Genomic DNA, 17,758 nt, shown 5'->3' with positions numbered 1-17,758 from the left:
CAGCGTCAATCTGACAATAAAAACAAGAGAATTAGAATGATGAATGCCGACTTCAACAACAAAACTGTCATTATTACTGGGGCTTCAGCAGGTGTAGGGGCTGCCACAGCTAAAGCTTTTGCCGGATTAGGCGCTAACTTAGTACTTGTTGCCCGCAGACAAGCTGGACTTGATAAAATAACCAAAGAACTCGAAAAATTAACTTCAGTATTCACGGTAGCTATGGATATCAATGATGCCAAGGCTAATGAATCGTTATTGCTAAAAGCATCGCAAAAGTTTGGCTCAATTGATGTACTAATTAACAATGCTGGTTTTCATCAACGTGGCGATGTTGAGTTGAATCAGGCAGACAAATTAGCACAAATGGTTGATGTTAATTTACGCGCTCCTATTCAATTGTCTGCACTGGCGCTACCTTATATGCGCAAAGCTCAAGGCGGCGCCATTGTTAATGTTGGTTCTTTAGCCGGACGAACCCCCTTACAGGGCGCAGCAACATATGCTGCAACCAAGGCAGGTTTGCGAGCATTCACTTACTCTTTATCCGATGAACTAAAAGGCAGTAATATTCATGTTGGTATTGTGTCACCTGGGCCAATAGAAACAGGCTTTATTATGTCGGAAATTGATCAGGTGGAAGATATTGTATTTTCACAACCCATGAGCAGTACCCAACAGGTTGCCGACGCGATAATACGTTGTGCCCGTGGCGAAACAGTAGAAATTTCATTGCCCCGCACTAGCGGTTGGTTAACAATGATTTCGTATTTGTTTCCTAAACTTCGACGTGTTTTACGACCTGCATTATATCGAAAAGGCCGTAAAGCAAAAGAAAAATACAAGCAAAACAATGCTTAAACTTGCCTGTATTTATACCGCACTATTGTTGCGATTATTTAGTGGTGATACGCGTAAGTACAGGTGTTTGACAGACATCAAGCACAGGTGGTGGCTTTTTAAAGAAAAAAGCATTTTCTCGCTTAATGCGCTCTTTTAGTTTAGTGGCGAATAACTGGCTTTCAGTATTTTTAACTTCTAATTGCAATTGCTGATCTTGCGGTAAATCAGCCATCATTTTCATTGAAATAATTGGCGTTTGTGCTGAGCTGGGAACTTCAGCTTCTCCCTCAATCGTTGCCGTGCGAGTAATCGCTTGAACATGATTCATACCATAAATCACCCGACCAAAAATAGTCATAATACGGTCAAGATACCTAGGTGCTTGCCCATTAGTGATGTAAAAGTGACTCGATGCCGAGTCGGCATCATTTCCTCGTGCCATGGCAATAACCCCAGGGCAATGAGTTAACCACGCTTTTTGCTCTTTTGGGCTATGTGCCAGAGCAAAACCATCTTTAAAACCCGTTTGTTCAGCAAATAGATCTTGGTTTTGTACTAAGGTAAATGACCAGTCTTTATCGGTTTGCCATTCACCTTCAAGTTTAAGTAATGGTACGTTACGGTCGGCAGGGCTATCATCTTCTGGGCCAGCTTGCGCAACAAAACCATCAATTACTCGGTAAAATTTATTACCATCATAATGATTTTGCTGTGTTAACTCAGTAAATTGCTTAACATGCGCAGGTGAAAATTGCGGTGCTAACTCAATAATTACTTGGCCATGAGGTAAGGTCATTACCACCATATTTTCAATGGCAACTTTACGCCATTCATCTTTATGTTTAATAGCATTTTCAGCGGCAACTTTTGCCATGATTTGCTCTTGAACACTTTGCTCAGCATTGGCTACATTACTAGAAACAATTGCCATACTACTTAGTGCCAATAGCAAACTAGAAAAGATTTTTTTAAACTTCATGTCACGCCTTGATTATTATAATAATTATTGATTTTTGGACTGCTTCGTCTTTATTTCTCTAGTAAATCAGATCACGGATATTGGTGCTAGTTTTTCTTAAAAAAGATTGCGGAAAAATCAATTATTGGCGTAAACGCGGGCAATTGATACCATATCTCTCTAGATCAGGTATCAAACTTTATTAAATTACGGAGTTTTTGTGAATAAGAGCGTTATCACTAACTTTTCAGCCCTTTTAGCCGTTGTTTTTGGATATTTTCTTGCTAATAACATTATTTTCACCCTTGGTTTATTTGCTTTATCGGGAGCAATAACCAATTGGCTTGCCATACATATGTTGTTTGAGCGTGTACCATTTCTTTATGGCTCTGGCGTTATTCCGGCTCGTTTTGAAGATTTTAAAATTGCCATACGTAATTTAATGATGGAGCAATTTTTCACCGAAGAAAACATTGATCGCTTTTTAGCTGGCAGTGATAACCCAGCCTCAGCCATCGATTTAACCCCAGTAATTAATAAAGTCGATTTATCACCTGCTTTTGATAATTTAGTTACGGTTGTAGAACAGTCTTCTTTTGGTGGCATGCTTGCTATGGTTGGTGGCACAGAAGCGTTACAACCAATGCGTGAGCCTTTCATAGAAAAAATGCGCGCATCGGTTGTCGACATTAGCCAAAGTGAAGAGTTTAATCACATTTTACGAGAAGAATTAGAGCAACCTAATGTCATGGCCGGTATGCGCGAGAAAGTCAGCGACATTATCGAAAAACGTTTAAATGAGCTAACACCACAATTGGTCAAAGAAATAGTGCAGAAAATGATCCACGAACACTTAGGTTGGCTTGTGGTTTGGGGTGGCGTTTTCGGTGCTATTATTGGTTTTATAGCAGCAATAACCGGCAATATTTAACAAGTTACATAATTTGAAACAGTTAAAGGCTAGTTTTTCAGCACCAGTTAACTACACTGAATAATTCTAAAAATAAAAATTATTGGAAATGTTATTCATGGCTCTATTTTCGACTCTAGTAAAGCGTGTTTTCACTATTAGCTTTTTGCTTTTTCTAATACCGCCAACTGTGGCAAGTGAGTCGGAATTTGCCGCTAGGCCGGCAGCAGATATTGCACTGGATAAAGATAGAAAACCCTTTGAGATAATAGATTTTATTGGTGTAAATAAGGGTGACAAGGTTTTAGATTTACTAGCAGGCACTGGCTATTATTCAGAATTGCTAGCTCATACGGTTGGTAAGCATGGTAGGGTGACATTGCAAATTCCAAAAGCTTACCTCAGTTTTATTGGCAATGAGCTAGATAAACGCCTAGCAAATAATCGTTTGGCCAATGTTGACTACCTATTAAGTGAAGCACCTAACTTAAAATTACCGACTAATACCTACGACAGTGCTTTTTTAGTATTAGGCTACCATGATATGTTTTTTACTGAAGGTGATTGGAGTTTTCCAACCGCTACTGTCATGCCACAAGTAGCAAAATCGATAAAACTTGGCGGCAAACTATTGGTTGTCGACCACCAAGCAGCAAAAGGCCGAGGTGTAAAAGACACAAAAACCTTACATAGAATTGAAGCAGACTTCGTCATCAAAGATCTAAAAAAATATGGTTTTCGTTTAGTGAAGCGTTCGCTGTTATTGGAAAACAAACAAGATAATCACGCAGCGTCAGTATTTTCTCCTGAGTTAAGACGCAAAACCGACCGTTTTATTTTACTTTTTGAGCGGATAAAGTAGCTAGTAACCTTAGCTGTCATAAAATTTAGCGTTAACCAGCAACTTTGTAATTCTACCACAGAGATTATATTGGATAGCTAACTTGGGTTGTTGATCTTTATTTATATTTTCAAAAATAATGTATTAGAAATTAACAACACTAAGTGTTAAGTATAAGTTACAGCTAAATTGACACATAACCCACAAACAAAATAAAAAACTAAAACTATATAAATCAATACATTAACAAGTAAAACAATCAGTAAATAGCGTTCAGTTATCAGCTAGATCTATTTCAACTATTTTCTGCTGATTATTTTAGTCTTTATGCTTTAATTTTCGCCGTATTGCCGTTATGCTTGCCCTTTAATCACAGGGATTATAGTGGTGATTTAACATAGGTGTTAAATTACTAAATTCCCTCTCTTCGTAAAAAGGTAAACCCAGAAATGTTTGGTAGCTTAACGGCGTTGCCTGCCGATCCTATTTTAGGCTTGTTGGCTAAATATCGTGAAGATTCAAATCCTCAAAAAATCGACTTAGGTGTTGGTGTCTACAAAAATGAAGCAGGCCATACCGCTGTTTTAGATTGTGTAAAAGCTGCAGAAAAACATCGACTCGAAACCGAAGATACCAAAGTTTATATTGGCCCTACGGGATCGCCATTGTTTAACGAAGAAATGAGCAAGTTAGTATTCGGTCATCATAAAGTATTAATTGAAAATCGCGCTCGCACCGTTTCTACACCTGGTGGCACAGGTGCATTGCGTGTTGCTGCTGAATTTATTAATTCATGTAAGGCTGGCACTACTATATGGGTGAGTAATCCAACATGGGCAAACCACACAGGGTTGTTTACCGCTGCCGGTTTAACAGTTAAAACTTACCCTTATTACGACTACGAAAACAAGAATTTAGACTTTGACGGTATGTTAGCGGCATTAAAAGAAGTAAAAGCTGAAGATGCCGTGTTACTGCATGCCTGTTGTCATAATCCAAGCGGGATGGATTTAAATAAAGAGCAATGGCAACAAGTTGCTGAAGTTGCAAAAGACATTGGCTTTTTACCTTTAGTTGACATGGCTTACCAAGGCTTTGGTGAAGGCTTAGACGAAGACGCTTATGGTTTGCGCTTAATGGCAGATAGCGTAAAGGAAATGATCGTTTGTAGCTCTTGTTCAAAAAACTTTGGTTTATATCGAGAACGCATTGGTGCTTGTACTATTATTGGCGAAAGCTCGCATAGTGTCGACATTGCGAACTCGGTACTACTGACCGTAATTCGTTGTATCTATTCAATGCCACCAGCACATGGCGCGGCATTAGTTGAAACCATTTTACATTCTGATGAATTACGTACCCAATGGCATGCAGAGCTGAAGGAAATGCGAGATCGCATTAACGGTAATCGCCAACTATTAGTTGATAAGCTTGTTGAAAATGGCGTAACGCGAGACTTTGGTTTTATACCTCGTCAAAAAGGCATGTTCTCATTCTTAGGTATAACTCCTGAGCAAGTACAGCAGTTACAAGACGAGTACAGCATCTACATGGTTGGCTCTAGCCGCATGAGTATTGCAGGCATTGCCAACAGCAATGTTGATTACTTGGCGCAGTCAATTGCGAAAGTACTTTAAGTTATTCGCATTAATGAATTTTCGTCACTCTTTCACATCAATGTGACCGTGACATTGCCTACATGGATGTAGGTAGTTAGTTTTTTTCAGAAACAAAAAACTAGCCCTTCTTCGTGAACATAAGCCGCTATTATTAGCGGCTTTTTATTATTTTAAAAATAGTAGTTTTACAGCAGTGTTTGATTGTTATGAACTTACTAACTTCATTGGGTGCGACGCCAGCTTAGCATTTATGCGCTTAGCAAACCTATCGTTGATGCGGCTGAACACCTCATATAGCAAATAAAATAAAACAAATAAGCCAATAATAATTAACAAACTTTTGCCACCAGAAATATCAACCAATACATCACGAAATACGATAACGGGATGATGAATAATATCGGTACTCTCTAAGCGTTGAAAGCGTCCTAAATAAACCCCTATCGCCGCTAAAAAGTGAATACAGGGCACAAATGCCTTACTCAAAAAGCCTTGATTAATATGCTTTAAATACTTATCTGCCCATTGAATTGAAATAACGTAAAACTCAAAATTCACCAATAAGAAAATAGAATAAAAAGGAACCAAAACAAACAACAAGTAGCCCGTTGATATATCAGGCGATTTTACAGCAGCAATAAAATGTATAATATCAGTCAAAACGTACGCACTATTAGGTAAAAACGCTATAAATACTAAACTAAGCAACCACCATAAAACGGTACGATGATGGCTGACTTTAAATAAATAAAACGCTAGTGCAAATGGAATAAATGCCAAAATAAAATTTATCACTACGGTAAAATGTACCGGGACAGAATTCATAAAACTTCCTTATTATTTGTACGTTCAAAACTAAACAATGTTTGCCAATCATTTTTCATATCAACTACTTGCCAATTTAGCTCTTGTGCGAACTTTAAGGTGCTTTTACCAAAATGAAAACGAGGGTCAGGGCCATATTTATATTCACGCACATCGTCAGTATGATGAATAAGAACACATAGGGATTGTTTTGTGGTTCGCGCCCAGCGTAACATTTCCACATCACCTAAACTATTGCCAAAAGCGGCAATAGGGCGCTTGGCTAATCGTCGTTCTATACCCAAAACTTTGCCAGAACGATATTCAAAAGAAAATGGCATTGCTTCTAATTTCACCGCCAGCTCATTATCTCGTTTTGACAAACGCGTTCGACTACTACTGGCAATAATGCGATTTTCAGGTACGTTATAAACCTCATCGGCCCATGGGCGGATAAAGTTTGCACTGCCACCTGAGACAATATAATTGGTAAAGCCATGTTTGGCGAAAAGCTGCAATACCTCTTGCATAGGCTGATAAACAAGCTCGGTGTACTTGCGTTTATACCTAGGGTGTTCTGCTTTTGCTATCCACTGCGCTACACGCTCACGGTATTCGTCGGTTGTAATACCGACACGAAAATAACCGACCAGCATTTTTGTTAAGCCACCGAGATCTTTAACCCCTCGAATGCTCCAGTTCATTGCACGCTTTAGTTTTGAGGCATCTTCAAGCACATCAGCATCGAGTAGTTCTTTTTTATAAAATGCCATCTGAGCTAACAAAGGCTTTTCAACCCAAAGCGTACCGTCATTATCAAAAGTTGCAATGCGCTCTTCTTCGGCAACAAAATGTTCTGAGCCCGGAGTTGTAACTTGCTCGACAAATTCTAATATACGTTGTTTAACCTTACCTTCATGCCATGAAGGTAAGGGATCATAATGATTATTTTCCATTTTTTATGAGGTAACCGCTGCCGCATTTTGGTTTTCTTCTGTTGGCGGCACAGGTTTTATTAGAATATCGGAATCAAAGCCAATAAACTTGCCACTCCAAATAAATACCTGCCAAACCAAGACGCCAAACGGGATATAGCCAAAATAGCCTAATAATGGCATTTCAGAAAATATATGAATTACATTGACGTAGGGAATATCGTAAATCCAATAATTCGGATTAGTAACTGGCAATGCCGCATTAACATTGCTGCCATAATTCCACATTTCCCAAAACAGTCCATTGAGTAATGAAGACACACCAATAAGTACACCTGCTGTCCAGTTTCCTTTTGCAATATCAGTAAACGGATTCCATATGTTTAAACGCATCAAAATGCCGGTCATCACTGCATATGGGCCAATCCAAACCGCCCAAAATAATTCGTAAGGCCAATACACCATAGCGGCAATTAATATTGAGCCAATGAATATCATATGGTTACCATTTAGTGCCATTTTCGGCCCATTTTGGTATCTTGCTTGCATTTTCGGGAAGGTATGAAGCAAGTTAAACCATTGAAATAAAACTGGAGTAACCGTTGAGTAGGTAATTAAAAACTCAATCGTTATTACTGTTTGAGACCAACCAACTTTATCAGCATTTGGGTAATACCAATTACCAAGTACAAAGTAGTCGTAGTATTCAAAGTACAACCAACCCAGAATAGAGATTCCCGCTGCAATCAACAATGTTAATGGCTTTTTCGAGAACAAGGATGCGCCATTGTTTCGTTGATAAACAATGCCATCTAAGAAAAAGATAAAGCCCCACCATAGCGGTGTAAAAGCCCAATGTACTAAGTCACCAAATGGAGTTACTCGCGTCCACATGAGCCACCAAAAGAAGCCCATAACAGCACCACCAACCCAAAACCACCAGGGTAGCGACTTAGTTGACTTTGGCCGAGGAATAACCGGAGCACCTTTAAAACCAAAATATTTGGGCACTAAAATCAAGCCACCAATGTAAATTACTCCAGCTAGCATCACTAAAAAGTAAGGCAAACTAAAGCCAGGGGCATTAGCAACAAATTGCGGTGGAAAAACACCAAACTTAGGTGGTAGGTGGCTTGGATAAATAAACCAAGCGACGATAAGAGGGATGATTAAGGTCAGCAAAACTGGCCACAGTAACTTCCATTTCATTAGAGCTCTCTCTTGTTGTTGTTATAGTTGCGTTTGTCTCATTAAAATAACAAGCACTTAGTGCAAAGTAAACCTACAAAACTGCGATATGAAGTATGATAAAAATCTAACAACATCAAACACTTTGAGAATATTTTACAATAGTTCAATAATTGTAACAGTCATTCTGGTTGACCTCTTATAAAAACAATAAAAAAAGCTGAGATAATCTCAGCTTTTTCGTGAATTAAGAAATGAAATAGTTAGCTAGAATTTAAAACTGGCTTCAATACCTAATTGTCTAGCATTGGCTTTTAATTCAGTAACTGCGCCTAAAGCTGCAATTGAATTAAACCTTAATTCACTATATTCAGTATTAGTTAAATTCTTACCCCATAAGGTCAATGTAAGCGCATTATTGATTTCATAACTAATATGACCATTAAATACGACAAAGTCTGTTTGTTCTGTATAAGCATTTTCTTCTTGGTCAAAATAAAAATCAGATTGATAATCAAAACTCAATTGCGCAGAAAGTTCACGACCCATCAACAATGTTTCGTGAAGAATGGCACCGCTAACATTCCATTTTGATGAAAATGGTAAACGATTATCTTGAACTACTACGCCATGCTGATTAAATTCACCCATATTTGCTTCCGGCAAATAACCAATATTTAGGCGTAATTCCCAATCAACACTTGGCGTTAATACAAGCTCAGATTCCAAACCATAAATTGTTGAATCACCTGCATTTTTCAGTACGTGATCTACAGCAACACCTTGAGTTTGATTAACAAATACCTGCTGTTCTTTATAGTCATAGTAAAACGCTGCTAAATGTAAACGCGCGTCTTGCTGGAAAAACTGAAAGTAACCACCAATTTCATAGGCATCAAGTTTTTCTGGCGCATATTCTGATTCAGCGGCTTGAGTTGGACTGGTTGAATAACCGGCATTATAACCACCACTTTTATAACCGCGCGAATAGCTATAGTAAAGCGATGAGTCATCGTTTAACTTTTGATTTAACGCTATTTTTCCTGAAATTTCATCATCTTCAACTGCACCTTTGATATTCCAAAGACTAGGAACAAACCCCGCCACAGTATCAAGATCGGCACGTGCATGATAGTCCGTTGTTTCATCTGTATAGCGAACACCTACCGTTAAGGTAAAGGCTTCGTCTAGCCTATGTTCAAACTGAGAATAAAGTGCAATCGAGCTGTTTTCTAATTCATTATCATAAAAAAACTGTGCCGGAATAGCTGCTAATGCTGGTACTGGGCGAAAATCACGAAACAAATCAAAGTCATTATTTTGCTTAATTTCTTCATCAACATAAAAAACACCGCTGGTCCAAAAACTGTCACCTAAATCAACAGCTAAACTTAACTCTTGGCTGAATAAAGTATTGTCAGTACCCATTGAGCCTTCAACAAAGTTACCTGGGCCGTCAGAATCCCATGAATGAAAGCGTTCTAATGAGCGGTAACCACTAATAGAGGTTAATAACATATCGTCAGTGAGTTGCCATTCAAACTTAATACTTGCGCCCCAGCTATCTGTGTCATGTTCTCTATCAGCGGTATCGGCATTCACGGCCCAAAAATCATTGCCGCCCACTTGGTTACCAAAATTATCAGCACATAAGCTTGAACCAGCTTGCGAAGGCGTACATAAGCCACTTCCATCGACTCGGTTAACACCTAAACTAGCAATAGGTTTAGGTTTACCTGACCAATCCTCGGCATGGAACTTACTCGTAACCGTTAAGGTATCAAATTCTGATAAAACAATTAAACGCAGGTTTGTTTGTTTCAAGCCGCCGTCTGGTTGGCCTGGCATTTGGTTGTCAGTTGAAAAATCATAATCTTGATGGCTGAAAGCAAAACGCATGGCTGTGCTTTCAGATACAGGAATATTGACCGCCCCTTCCAACGAATAGGTATCAAACTCAGCAACACCTGCATTAATGTAACCACTGAATTCATGCTCTGGCATTTTCGAACGTAATAAAATTGCTCCGCCGGTAGTATTTCGACCAAACAACGTTCCTTGTGGGCCTCTTAATACCTCAACATGCTCTAAATCATATAAGTTTATTGATAAATTATTAGCGCTACCGCTAACAATGTCGTCAGCATAAACCGCTATCGGTGAAATGGTTGAAGTGTTGTAATCAATCATACCGACACCACGGATATTAAACGCCGGCGGCGTGCCTTCACCCGCATTATTGGTAATTTTTAAATTCGGTACGAGAGCTGAAAGTTGTGTAGTGTCTTTAAGCTTTTGACGAGCAATTTCTTCGCCATCGAACACTGAAACCGCTACGTTAACTTCGGTAATATCTTGTTTACGTTTTTGTGCGTAAACCTCTATAACTTCAACACTTTCTTTATTTAAGCTTGAATTGCTCGGTAAATTTTCATCTACAGCTAATTCAGCCAATACTGAAAGAGGTAACAAGGTTATACACGCGGCACTTACCGCAGTAGCAAGAGGAGTTGACCTGAACATTTATTTCCCTTCAAGAATTTTATTTTTATCCATTGTTACCATGGCTTAAATACTTTTTTCATTGCCAGTCTATGCACGTGCATAGGAATCGCTATAACGTCCTTAAAGAAAATTTCAAATCCTGTTTGTAAGCGAAAAAGCATACATTATCGTACCATTATCTAAATAAAGTGTATCAATAGCAAATAATGTTACATTTTGCAGATGTTTTGTGTACAAGGTATTACATAAATACACAGGTTTGAACGGCTAAAAAGTACATTCCTGACAATTATAATAAGCAACTTACCGCATATTTTAAGTAAATAAAGGGTTAATATTTACTTAAAAATCAACTACCATGCTTGATAGTTTCGATTCTCTTACCTGAAACTCTAATAAAGCTTACAAGCGTTTAAATTCAGCAAGGTTGATGTAACAAAAATGGTAAATTTTAACGGATATACATTAGTTAAGGAACAACAGGAAATTTCCAGTTCAACACAAGTTTTCATGGCGAAAAATGAACAAAAAGAAAATTTCTTAGTAAAACGATTTAATAAAAACTCAACTAATCAAAGCACTAGTCGGTTTAAAAAGTTCACAGAATTACAAAAAAAACTCCCCGTTAATCAACTGATTTCACCCATAGAGTTGCTGGACGATCATCAATATTGTTACGCAGTTTTTCCATTTCAAAAAAATACTCTCTCTTTGACTGACTTATCTCAGCAATCACTATCTCTCGAAAATAAGCTGACTGTCGCTATTAATGTCTGCCAATTGTTTGCTGAATTACATCAACTTGGTTTTATTGTTAACAACATTTGTCCCAATAACCTATACGTCAACCAAGCATTTGAAGTGCAGCTATATGACTTAAGTTTTGCAACTAAGATTTCTGCTTTACATAAACGCGCTACAAGCATAAGTGTTGAACGACAATATTTATCAACACTTTCACCTGAAGCAAGCGGCAGAATGAACCATGCCGTGGAAGTGTACTCTGATTTTTATTCCATTGGCGCTTGCTTATATTTGCTATTTTCAGGTCGACTACCATTTATATATCAAGATGAAATGGAGTTGGTACATGCTCATATTGCTAAAACACCAAAACTAGCAAGCGAATATAATGTTGATCTACCGAAGCAAATTTCAATTATCTTAGCTCGCCTGTTAGCCAAAGAACCAAGCCAGCGATATCAAACCTCAACTGGAATAAAAGAAGACTTTTCTCGCTGCTTACAAGCTCAAAGTCAGAAAAAGCATGTTGAATTATTCCCGCTTGGCACAAAAGACTTTAGCAATAAACTCATATTTTCAAATAGTCTATACGGACGTGCCAATGAGCAACAAACCCTACTCGATGCATACAATCAAGTATTTGAACAAAATGAAACGCAAGTAAGTATCATTAGTGGTTATTCTGGGGTAGGAAAATCTAGGCTTGTCAAAGAAATACAGCGTCCAATAATTGAGAAACATGGATATAGTGTGTCAGGCAAGTATGAGCAATATAAAAAACCAAGTGCATACTTTGCGATAGTACAAGCTTGTAAAGATTTAGTTGAACAACTACTTGGGGAAAGCGCTGAAAGCCTAAAAAACTGGCAACAGGTGTTTCTCAATGTTTTACAAGGTAATGGCCAAGTTATTATCGACCTAGTTCCACAATTTTCGTTAATTATTGGCCCTCAGCCAGCATTGCCTGAATTACCTCCTGCTGAAGCTCGCCATCGCATTCACCAAACATTTGAGCAGTTTTTTTCTGCTTTAGGGCAACAAAGTAAAGTCACATCAATTTTCATTGATGATATGCAATGGGCAGATGTCGCAACCGTGCAATTAATTCAACATTTAGTTAGCCAAAACAACTGTCAAAATTTATTGCTTATTATTGCCTACCGCGACAATGAAGTTAGTGACACCCATCCATTAAAGCAGTTATTAACAGACATTAAGAATACGCCGGCATTTCACAGTCACATTAATTTACAGCCATTAGACACTTCTGCTGTCAGTCAATTCATTGCAGCATCTCTAGCATTAAAACTTGAAAAAATTCAGCCCTTAGTTGATTTAGTCATCGAAAAAACAGCCGGCAATCCATTTTTTATTAAAGAGTTTATTAAGTCACTCACAGAACAAGGCATTCTCGCCAAAAATAGCGATAACCAATGGCAATGGGATCAACAATTATCACATGCGCTTTCTGCAACCGATAATGTTATTGAGCTGATGGCGCTACGGTTAACCCATGTATCAAAAATGGGCCAAAGCATATTACATCACGCTGCATGTATTGGCAGCCTTGTACCAATTGAATTACTCGCACATATTCTTGATATCTCAAATCATGAAATAGAGCGTGAACTTCGCCCTATGATTACCGATGGTCTATTAATCGCCTATTCAGACAGTCAAAGTATAGAAACGTTACAGCAAATAAAATTTTCTCACGATAAAATTCAACAAGCGGCATATTTGTTAACTAATCCAGAGCCTAAATCTCTCATTCATTATAAAGTTGCACAATATTATTTGTCGTTACAAGAATCTGACGCGGTTGACGAGAAAATTTTTGAATTTATCGAACATTTAAATTTAGCGGCATCACTATATCTTGAGCAAGACAAACAAATATTACTCGCCAAATTTAACTATATCGCCGGCCAAAAAGCGTTAGAAGCAAATGATTACAATAGCGCACTTTATTATATTGAACAGGCTGAAAACTATTTAAGCAACACACATTGGCAGTCTCAATATACACTTTGCTTTCAACTTGCCTTAGTCAAGGCCAATGTGCTTTATTACACTCAAGACTATAATCAAGGGAATTTACATTTTCAGAGTACCAACGCTTTACTAACAGCAACAATCGATCAGGCAAAATTTGCTAAAATTCAGGTGCTGTCATTAATCGCACAAAACAAAATGCAGCAAGCATTCGACCTTGGTATTTCAATTATTCAAACTATTGGTGTTGCGCTGCCTTCAGAAGAAGAAGCATTAAATTATTTAGCAATTGAGCAGCATTATCAGAATATAAAAATTGATGACTTAAGTAAGTTGGCACCAATGACGAATGAAAGCCAACTGTTAGCATTAGATATCCTTAATGCCATGCACACACCAGCATATTTACTGAGTCCGGTAGCCTTTATGCGAATAGCTTACAGCTCGCTGGAGTTATGTCTAACCGCAGGTTTATCACCGTTAAGTGCAAAAGTTTTTATTACTCATGGGTTATTACTATGTGGCGCATTTAGTCGCTTTGAAGAAGGGTTAGCATTTGCAACTTTGGCAAGAAAGGTGAACCAACAATACCCTTCAGAATTGATCCAAGTTGAAATTGAATTTACTCGCAATGCCTCTATCATCCATTGGACCTCATCTTTAAAGAACACGCTTAAGCCATTTGAGCATAATTTTTACCATGGCATTGAATGTGGCAGCATAGAGTACGCATTTCATTCCGCACTCTTTCAAAGCATGTATAGCTTTTTAAGTGGTGAACCTTTAGATGCCTGTCAAAGTGTATTTGTTCAGCACACTGAAACCATGAAAAATAAAAAGCAAAATTATCAATTAGTCATGATGCAAGTATGGCAGCAACTAATCGCTAATTTACAGCAAAATGACACTGACACTACTTGCCTGCATGGAGAATTTTTTGATGAAAAAAATCAGCTCAAAGTTCTAAATGATACAAATAACATAACCACATTATTTACTTATCATCTGGCGAGAATGATACAGGCTTACTTGTTCAATGATAACGTACAAGCACTTGAACAGATGAAACTAGCTCAGCAATACCAAAGCTCTGTTGTTTCGTTGTATCATTTCGGCGAGTTTCAATTTTACGCTAGCCTCATTATTGCTCAGCATTGCCATATATTGCAGGGCGCAGGCAATGAAGAAAATCTCATTGCAAAAAATCTCGAGCAATTACAAGAAAGCCTGAAATTACTCCAGCAATGGGCAAATAGCGCACCAGAAAACTATGCCTATAAAGTAAGTCTTGTCGAGGCTGAATTAGCAGCAATATCAAATAATGCCACGGCATGGCAACATTATGATAAGGCTATTGCATTAGCGAAAAAGTATCAAATAAACAACTCTCTAGCAATTATCAACGAACTTGCTGGCAACTTCTGGTTGCGGGCCGACAAAGTTGCAATGGCAACAGAGTATTTTAATCACGCATACAACTGCTACCAAGTTTGGGGAGCAAGTAACAAAGCAAATCATTTAACACAAACCCACAGCGCACTCTTTAATCGTAAGTTAAATAGCCTAGCGCAACTACCTAGCCAACAAACAGACAGCAATACCCAAGTTCTTGACCTTGCATCAGTATTAAAAGCATCTGAAACCTTAAGTGGAGAAGCGGACCTAACCGCTTTTTTACATCGTATGATGGTAATTATTATTGAAAATGCCGGAGCACAAAGTGGCGCATTATTATTGCAAAGTGACGGCATATTAAATGTTGAAATTGCCTTATCCAATGAAGGCACTTCAAATCAAAGCCAACAATTGCCTTATTCAATAATCAACTTAGTTTCTAGAACTTTAAAAGCACAAGTCATTAGCAAAGTAAGCGCGCAAGAACAATTTATCTCAGATCCATATTTTGAAACTCATCAGCCGAAATCTATCATTTGTATTCCAAGTATTGTCAAAGGAAACTTACAAGGCATTGTTTATCTTGAACATTATGATATAGAAGGCGCTTTTAGTGATGACCGAGTCAATGTTTTACAATTGCTAGCAGACCAAACCGCAATATCGTTCGACAATGCTAAGCTATACCAACAAGTTCTCAGCTACAGCCGAAACTTAGAAAATCAAATACATGAGCGAACAAAAGAGCTAGCCGCCGAAAAAATTAAAGCGGAACAAGCAAGCCAAGCAAAATCTAATTTCTTAGCGAATATGAGCCATGAAATTAGAACACCAATGAACGCGGTAATTGGGCTAAGTCAATTAGCTTTACGTACTGATTTGTCAAATACCCAACACGACTATTTGGAAAAAATACAAGACTCATCAAAGTCGTTACTTGGATTAATCAATGACATTTTAGACTTTTCTAAAATTGAAGCACAAAAATTAACCTTAGAAAACATCCGCTTTTCTCTGCATGAAATATTACAGCGTGTCGTTAATGTTTGTACTTTCAAGGTTCATGAAAAAGGTTTGGAATTTGTTATTGATGTTGCTCCTGATGTACCTAAATATCTGTTAGGTGATCCGCTGCGCTTACAACAAGTCATTATTAACTTAGCGAATAATGCCGTTAAATTTACGCAATCTGGCGCAATCCACATTAGTATTGCGTTGCAAATACAAGACAGCAAAACCAGCACCTTAAAGTTTTCCGTGCATGATACTGGCATTGGCATGAGTCAAGAGCAACAAAGTAGCTTATTTCAGTCTTTTACCCAAGCTGACACCTCAGTGACTCGCAAATATGGCGGCACAGGCCTTGGACTTGCTATTTGTAAACAATTAACAGAACTTATGGGCGGTGAAATATCAGCAACCAGCGAATTAGGTAGTGGCTCAACGTTTAGCTTCACGGCCAAGTTTGAACACACCGAACAAGAAGCTGAAATAACACAAACGGTGAATCGCCAAATGCTCACCAGCCTGAAAGTCTTAGTAGCTGACGATATTGAAATTGCCCGCAAAGTACTCATTGAAGCGCTAGCACATATCGAGATTGCCGCAGACGGTGTCGAAAATGGCGAACAAGCAGTAAATGCCGTATTATCCGCTGAGAAAAGTGGCAGCCCTTATGATCTGGTATTAATGGACTGGAAAATGCCTAAAATGGATGGTATTGAGGCCGCTAAAAAAATCCAAACCCAAGCAAAAGGGCAGTTACCCCATATCCTCATGGTGTCAGCATACGATAAAGATGAGGCCAAAGAATTGGCGAAATTCTCAGGTATCGATGAATTTCTCGAAAAGCCCATTAACCAATCAGTCTTAGTCGATGCCATTGTCGAATTGTTAAGTAAAGAGAGTAAACGAATTACCGTGGAAAACACATTACCACCTATTGAGCCACCAAATTTAGGCGCTTATAAAGTACTACTTGTTGAAGACAATATGATCAACCAGCAAGTAGCGAAGGAGTTCCTGGCCGATACCAATATCAAAGTTGAATGTGCTGAAAATGGCTTAATCGCACTAGAAAAAATTGCCACGCAAAGTTTTGACTTAGTCTTAATGGATATTCAAATGCCAGAAATGGATGGCTTAACTGCAGCACAAGAAATTCGTGAAACCTTAAAACTCACTGAGTTGCCAATTATCGCTATGACCGCACACGCTATGGAAGGCGATATTGAAAAAAGTGTCGCCGCAGGTATGAACCAGCATTTAACTAAGCCCATTGAACCGGAATTATTATATAAAACACTCAACCAATATTTAGGTGATAAAGCTGATATTGACACGAAAAACGTCGATACTTTTCAGCAAACTGACAACGTAAAATCAACAATTTCACAATTACGTCAACAAACTGGCTTGTCAGTTAGCCAAGCAATTAGTAAATTGCAAGGTAAAGAAAAGCTTTATTCTGAATTAATTTACGATTTCTGGTCTAAGTATCAGTCACTTGCGCAAGAAATGTTGACTTTATACCAAGCAAACAGGACAGATGAACTTTATCGCGCAGCACATTCATTAAAATCTACGGCTCAATACATAGGTGCTTATGAATTAGCAATTTCTGCCAATGCATTAGAAGGTGAAATACACAATAACGGGCAGCACATTAAACTAAAACTAAACGAAGTCACTACACATTTAGATTATATTTTGGGGCAGCTCAATCATATCTACCATCAAGAAAAAATCACCAAAAGTGATCAGCGTTTTAACAGCACAAATGCTAAAAAAATTATAGCGGAATTAAAACCTTGTATAGAATCAGCCAATATTCAAGCTGAAGATATTGTTGCACAATTAATGGCTGTTGGTCATGAAACCACCTACCATCAACAAATAGCCGATATTCAACAATTGGTTAATGACTTTGACTTTGATGATGCTTTAGCGGCATTATTAGCCTTAGAGCAAGCGATAGTTGATGGGAAATAGCCATTCCCGTCATTGCTATAGAGGTAGTAC

10 protein-coding genes are annotated in these 17,758 nt (G+C 38.2%); 5 read left to right on the top strand and 5 right to left on the bottom strand.

Annotated features, from left to right (window positions below; all coding sequences use genetic code 11):
- Positions 1–36 precede the first annotated feature (36 nt).
- Positions 37–861 (top strand): SDR family NAD(P)-dependent oxidoreductase, encoded by an 825-nt coding sequence (locus AC27HL_RS00970; protein ID WP_487078312.1) that lies wholly within the window; start codon positions 37–39, stop codon positions 859–861.
- A 34-nt stretch (positions 862–895) separates the two neighbouring features.
- Here AC27HL_RS00970 and AC27HL_RS00965 read toward each other — a convergent pair whose 3' ends face one another.
- Complete coding sequence (locus AC27HL_RS00965; RefSeq protein WP_487078310.1) at positions 896–1,822, bottom strand: peptidylprolyl isomerase; 927 nt, start codon at positions 1,820–1,822, stop codon at positions 896–898.
- 199 nt (positions 1,823–2,021) lie between these two features.
- On the opposite strand from AC27HL_RS00965, the gene AC27HL_RS00960 reads away from it, so the two are divergent.
- From AC27HL_RS00960 to AC27HL_RS00950, 3 genes are all read left to right on the top strand, one after another.
- Positions 2,022–2,732, top strand: coding sequence for a DUF445 domain-containing protein (locus AC27HL_RS00960; protein ID WP_487078308.1), 711 nt, complete (start codon positions 2,022–2,024; stop codon positions 2,730–2,732).
- A gap of 97 nt (positions 2,733–2,829) precedes the next feature.
- Complete coding sequence (locus tag AC27HL_RS00955) at positions 2,830–3,573, top strand: class I SAM-dependent methyltransferase (protein WP_487078306.1); 744 nt, start codon at positions 2,830–2,832, stop codon at positions 3,571–3,573.
- 428 nt (positions 3,574–4,001) lie between these two features.
- Complete coding sequence (locus AC27HL_RS00950; RefSeq protein ID WP_487078304.1) at positions 4,002–5,189, top strand: amino acid aminotransferase; 1,188 nt, start codon at positions 4,002–4,004, stop codon at positions 5,187–5,189.
- Positions 5,190–5,375: 186 nt separating this feature from the next.
- Here AC27HL_RS00950 and AC27HL_RS00945 read toward each other — a convergent pair whose 3' ends face one another.
- From AC27HL_RS00945 to AC27HL_RS00930, 4 genes are all read right to left on the bottom strand, one after another.
- Positions 5,376–5,996, bottom strand: coding sequence for a DUF1361 domain-containing protein (locus AC27HL_RS00945; protein ID WP_487078303.1), 621 nt, complete (start codon positions 5,994–5,996; stop codon positions 5,376–5,378).
- Positions 5,993–6,931, bottom strand: a complete 939-nt coding sequence (locus tag AC27HL_RS00940; protein ID WP_487078301.1) for an HAD family hydrolase — start codon at positions 6,929–6,931, stop codon at positions 5,993–5,995. The genes AC27HL_RS00945 and AC27HL_RS00940 overlap by 4 nt, the downstream gene beginning before the upstream one ends.
- 3 nt (positions 6,932–6,934) lie before the next feature.
- Entirely contained in the window at positions 6,935–8,119 is a 1,185-nt protein-coding gene (locus AC27HL_RS00935) for a hypothetical protein (protein ID WP_487078300.1), read from the bottom strand.
- 246 nt (positions 8,120–8,365) lie between these two features.
- Positions 8,366–10,621 (bottom strand): TonB-dependent receptor, encoded by a 2,256-nt coding sequence (locus AC27HL_RS00930; protein WP_487078299.1) that lies wholly within the window; start codon positions 10,619–10,621, stop codon positions 8,366–8,368.
- Positions 10,622–11,044: 423 nt separating this feature from the next.
- Here AC27HL_RS00930 and AC27HL_RS00925 point away from each other — a divergent pair, with 423 nt between their 5' ends.
- On the top strand, positions 11,045–17,728 hold the full coding sequence (locus AC27HL_RS00925; protein WP_487078297.1) for a response regulator: 6,684 nt from the start codon (positions 11,045–11,047) through the stop codon (positions 17,726–17,728).
- Positions 17,729–17,758: the final 30 nt, after the last annotated feature.

The sequence above is a fragment of the Colwellia aquaemaris genome, from assembly GCF_057548755.1.
This window is presented reverse-complemented; position numbering and strand designations above follow the sequence as displayed.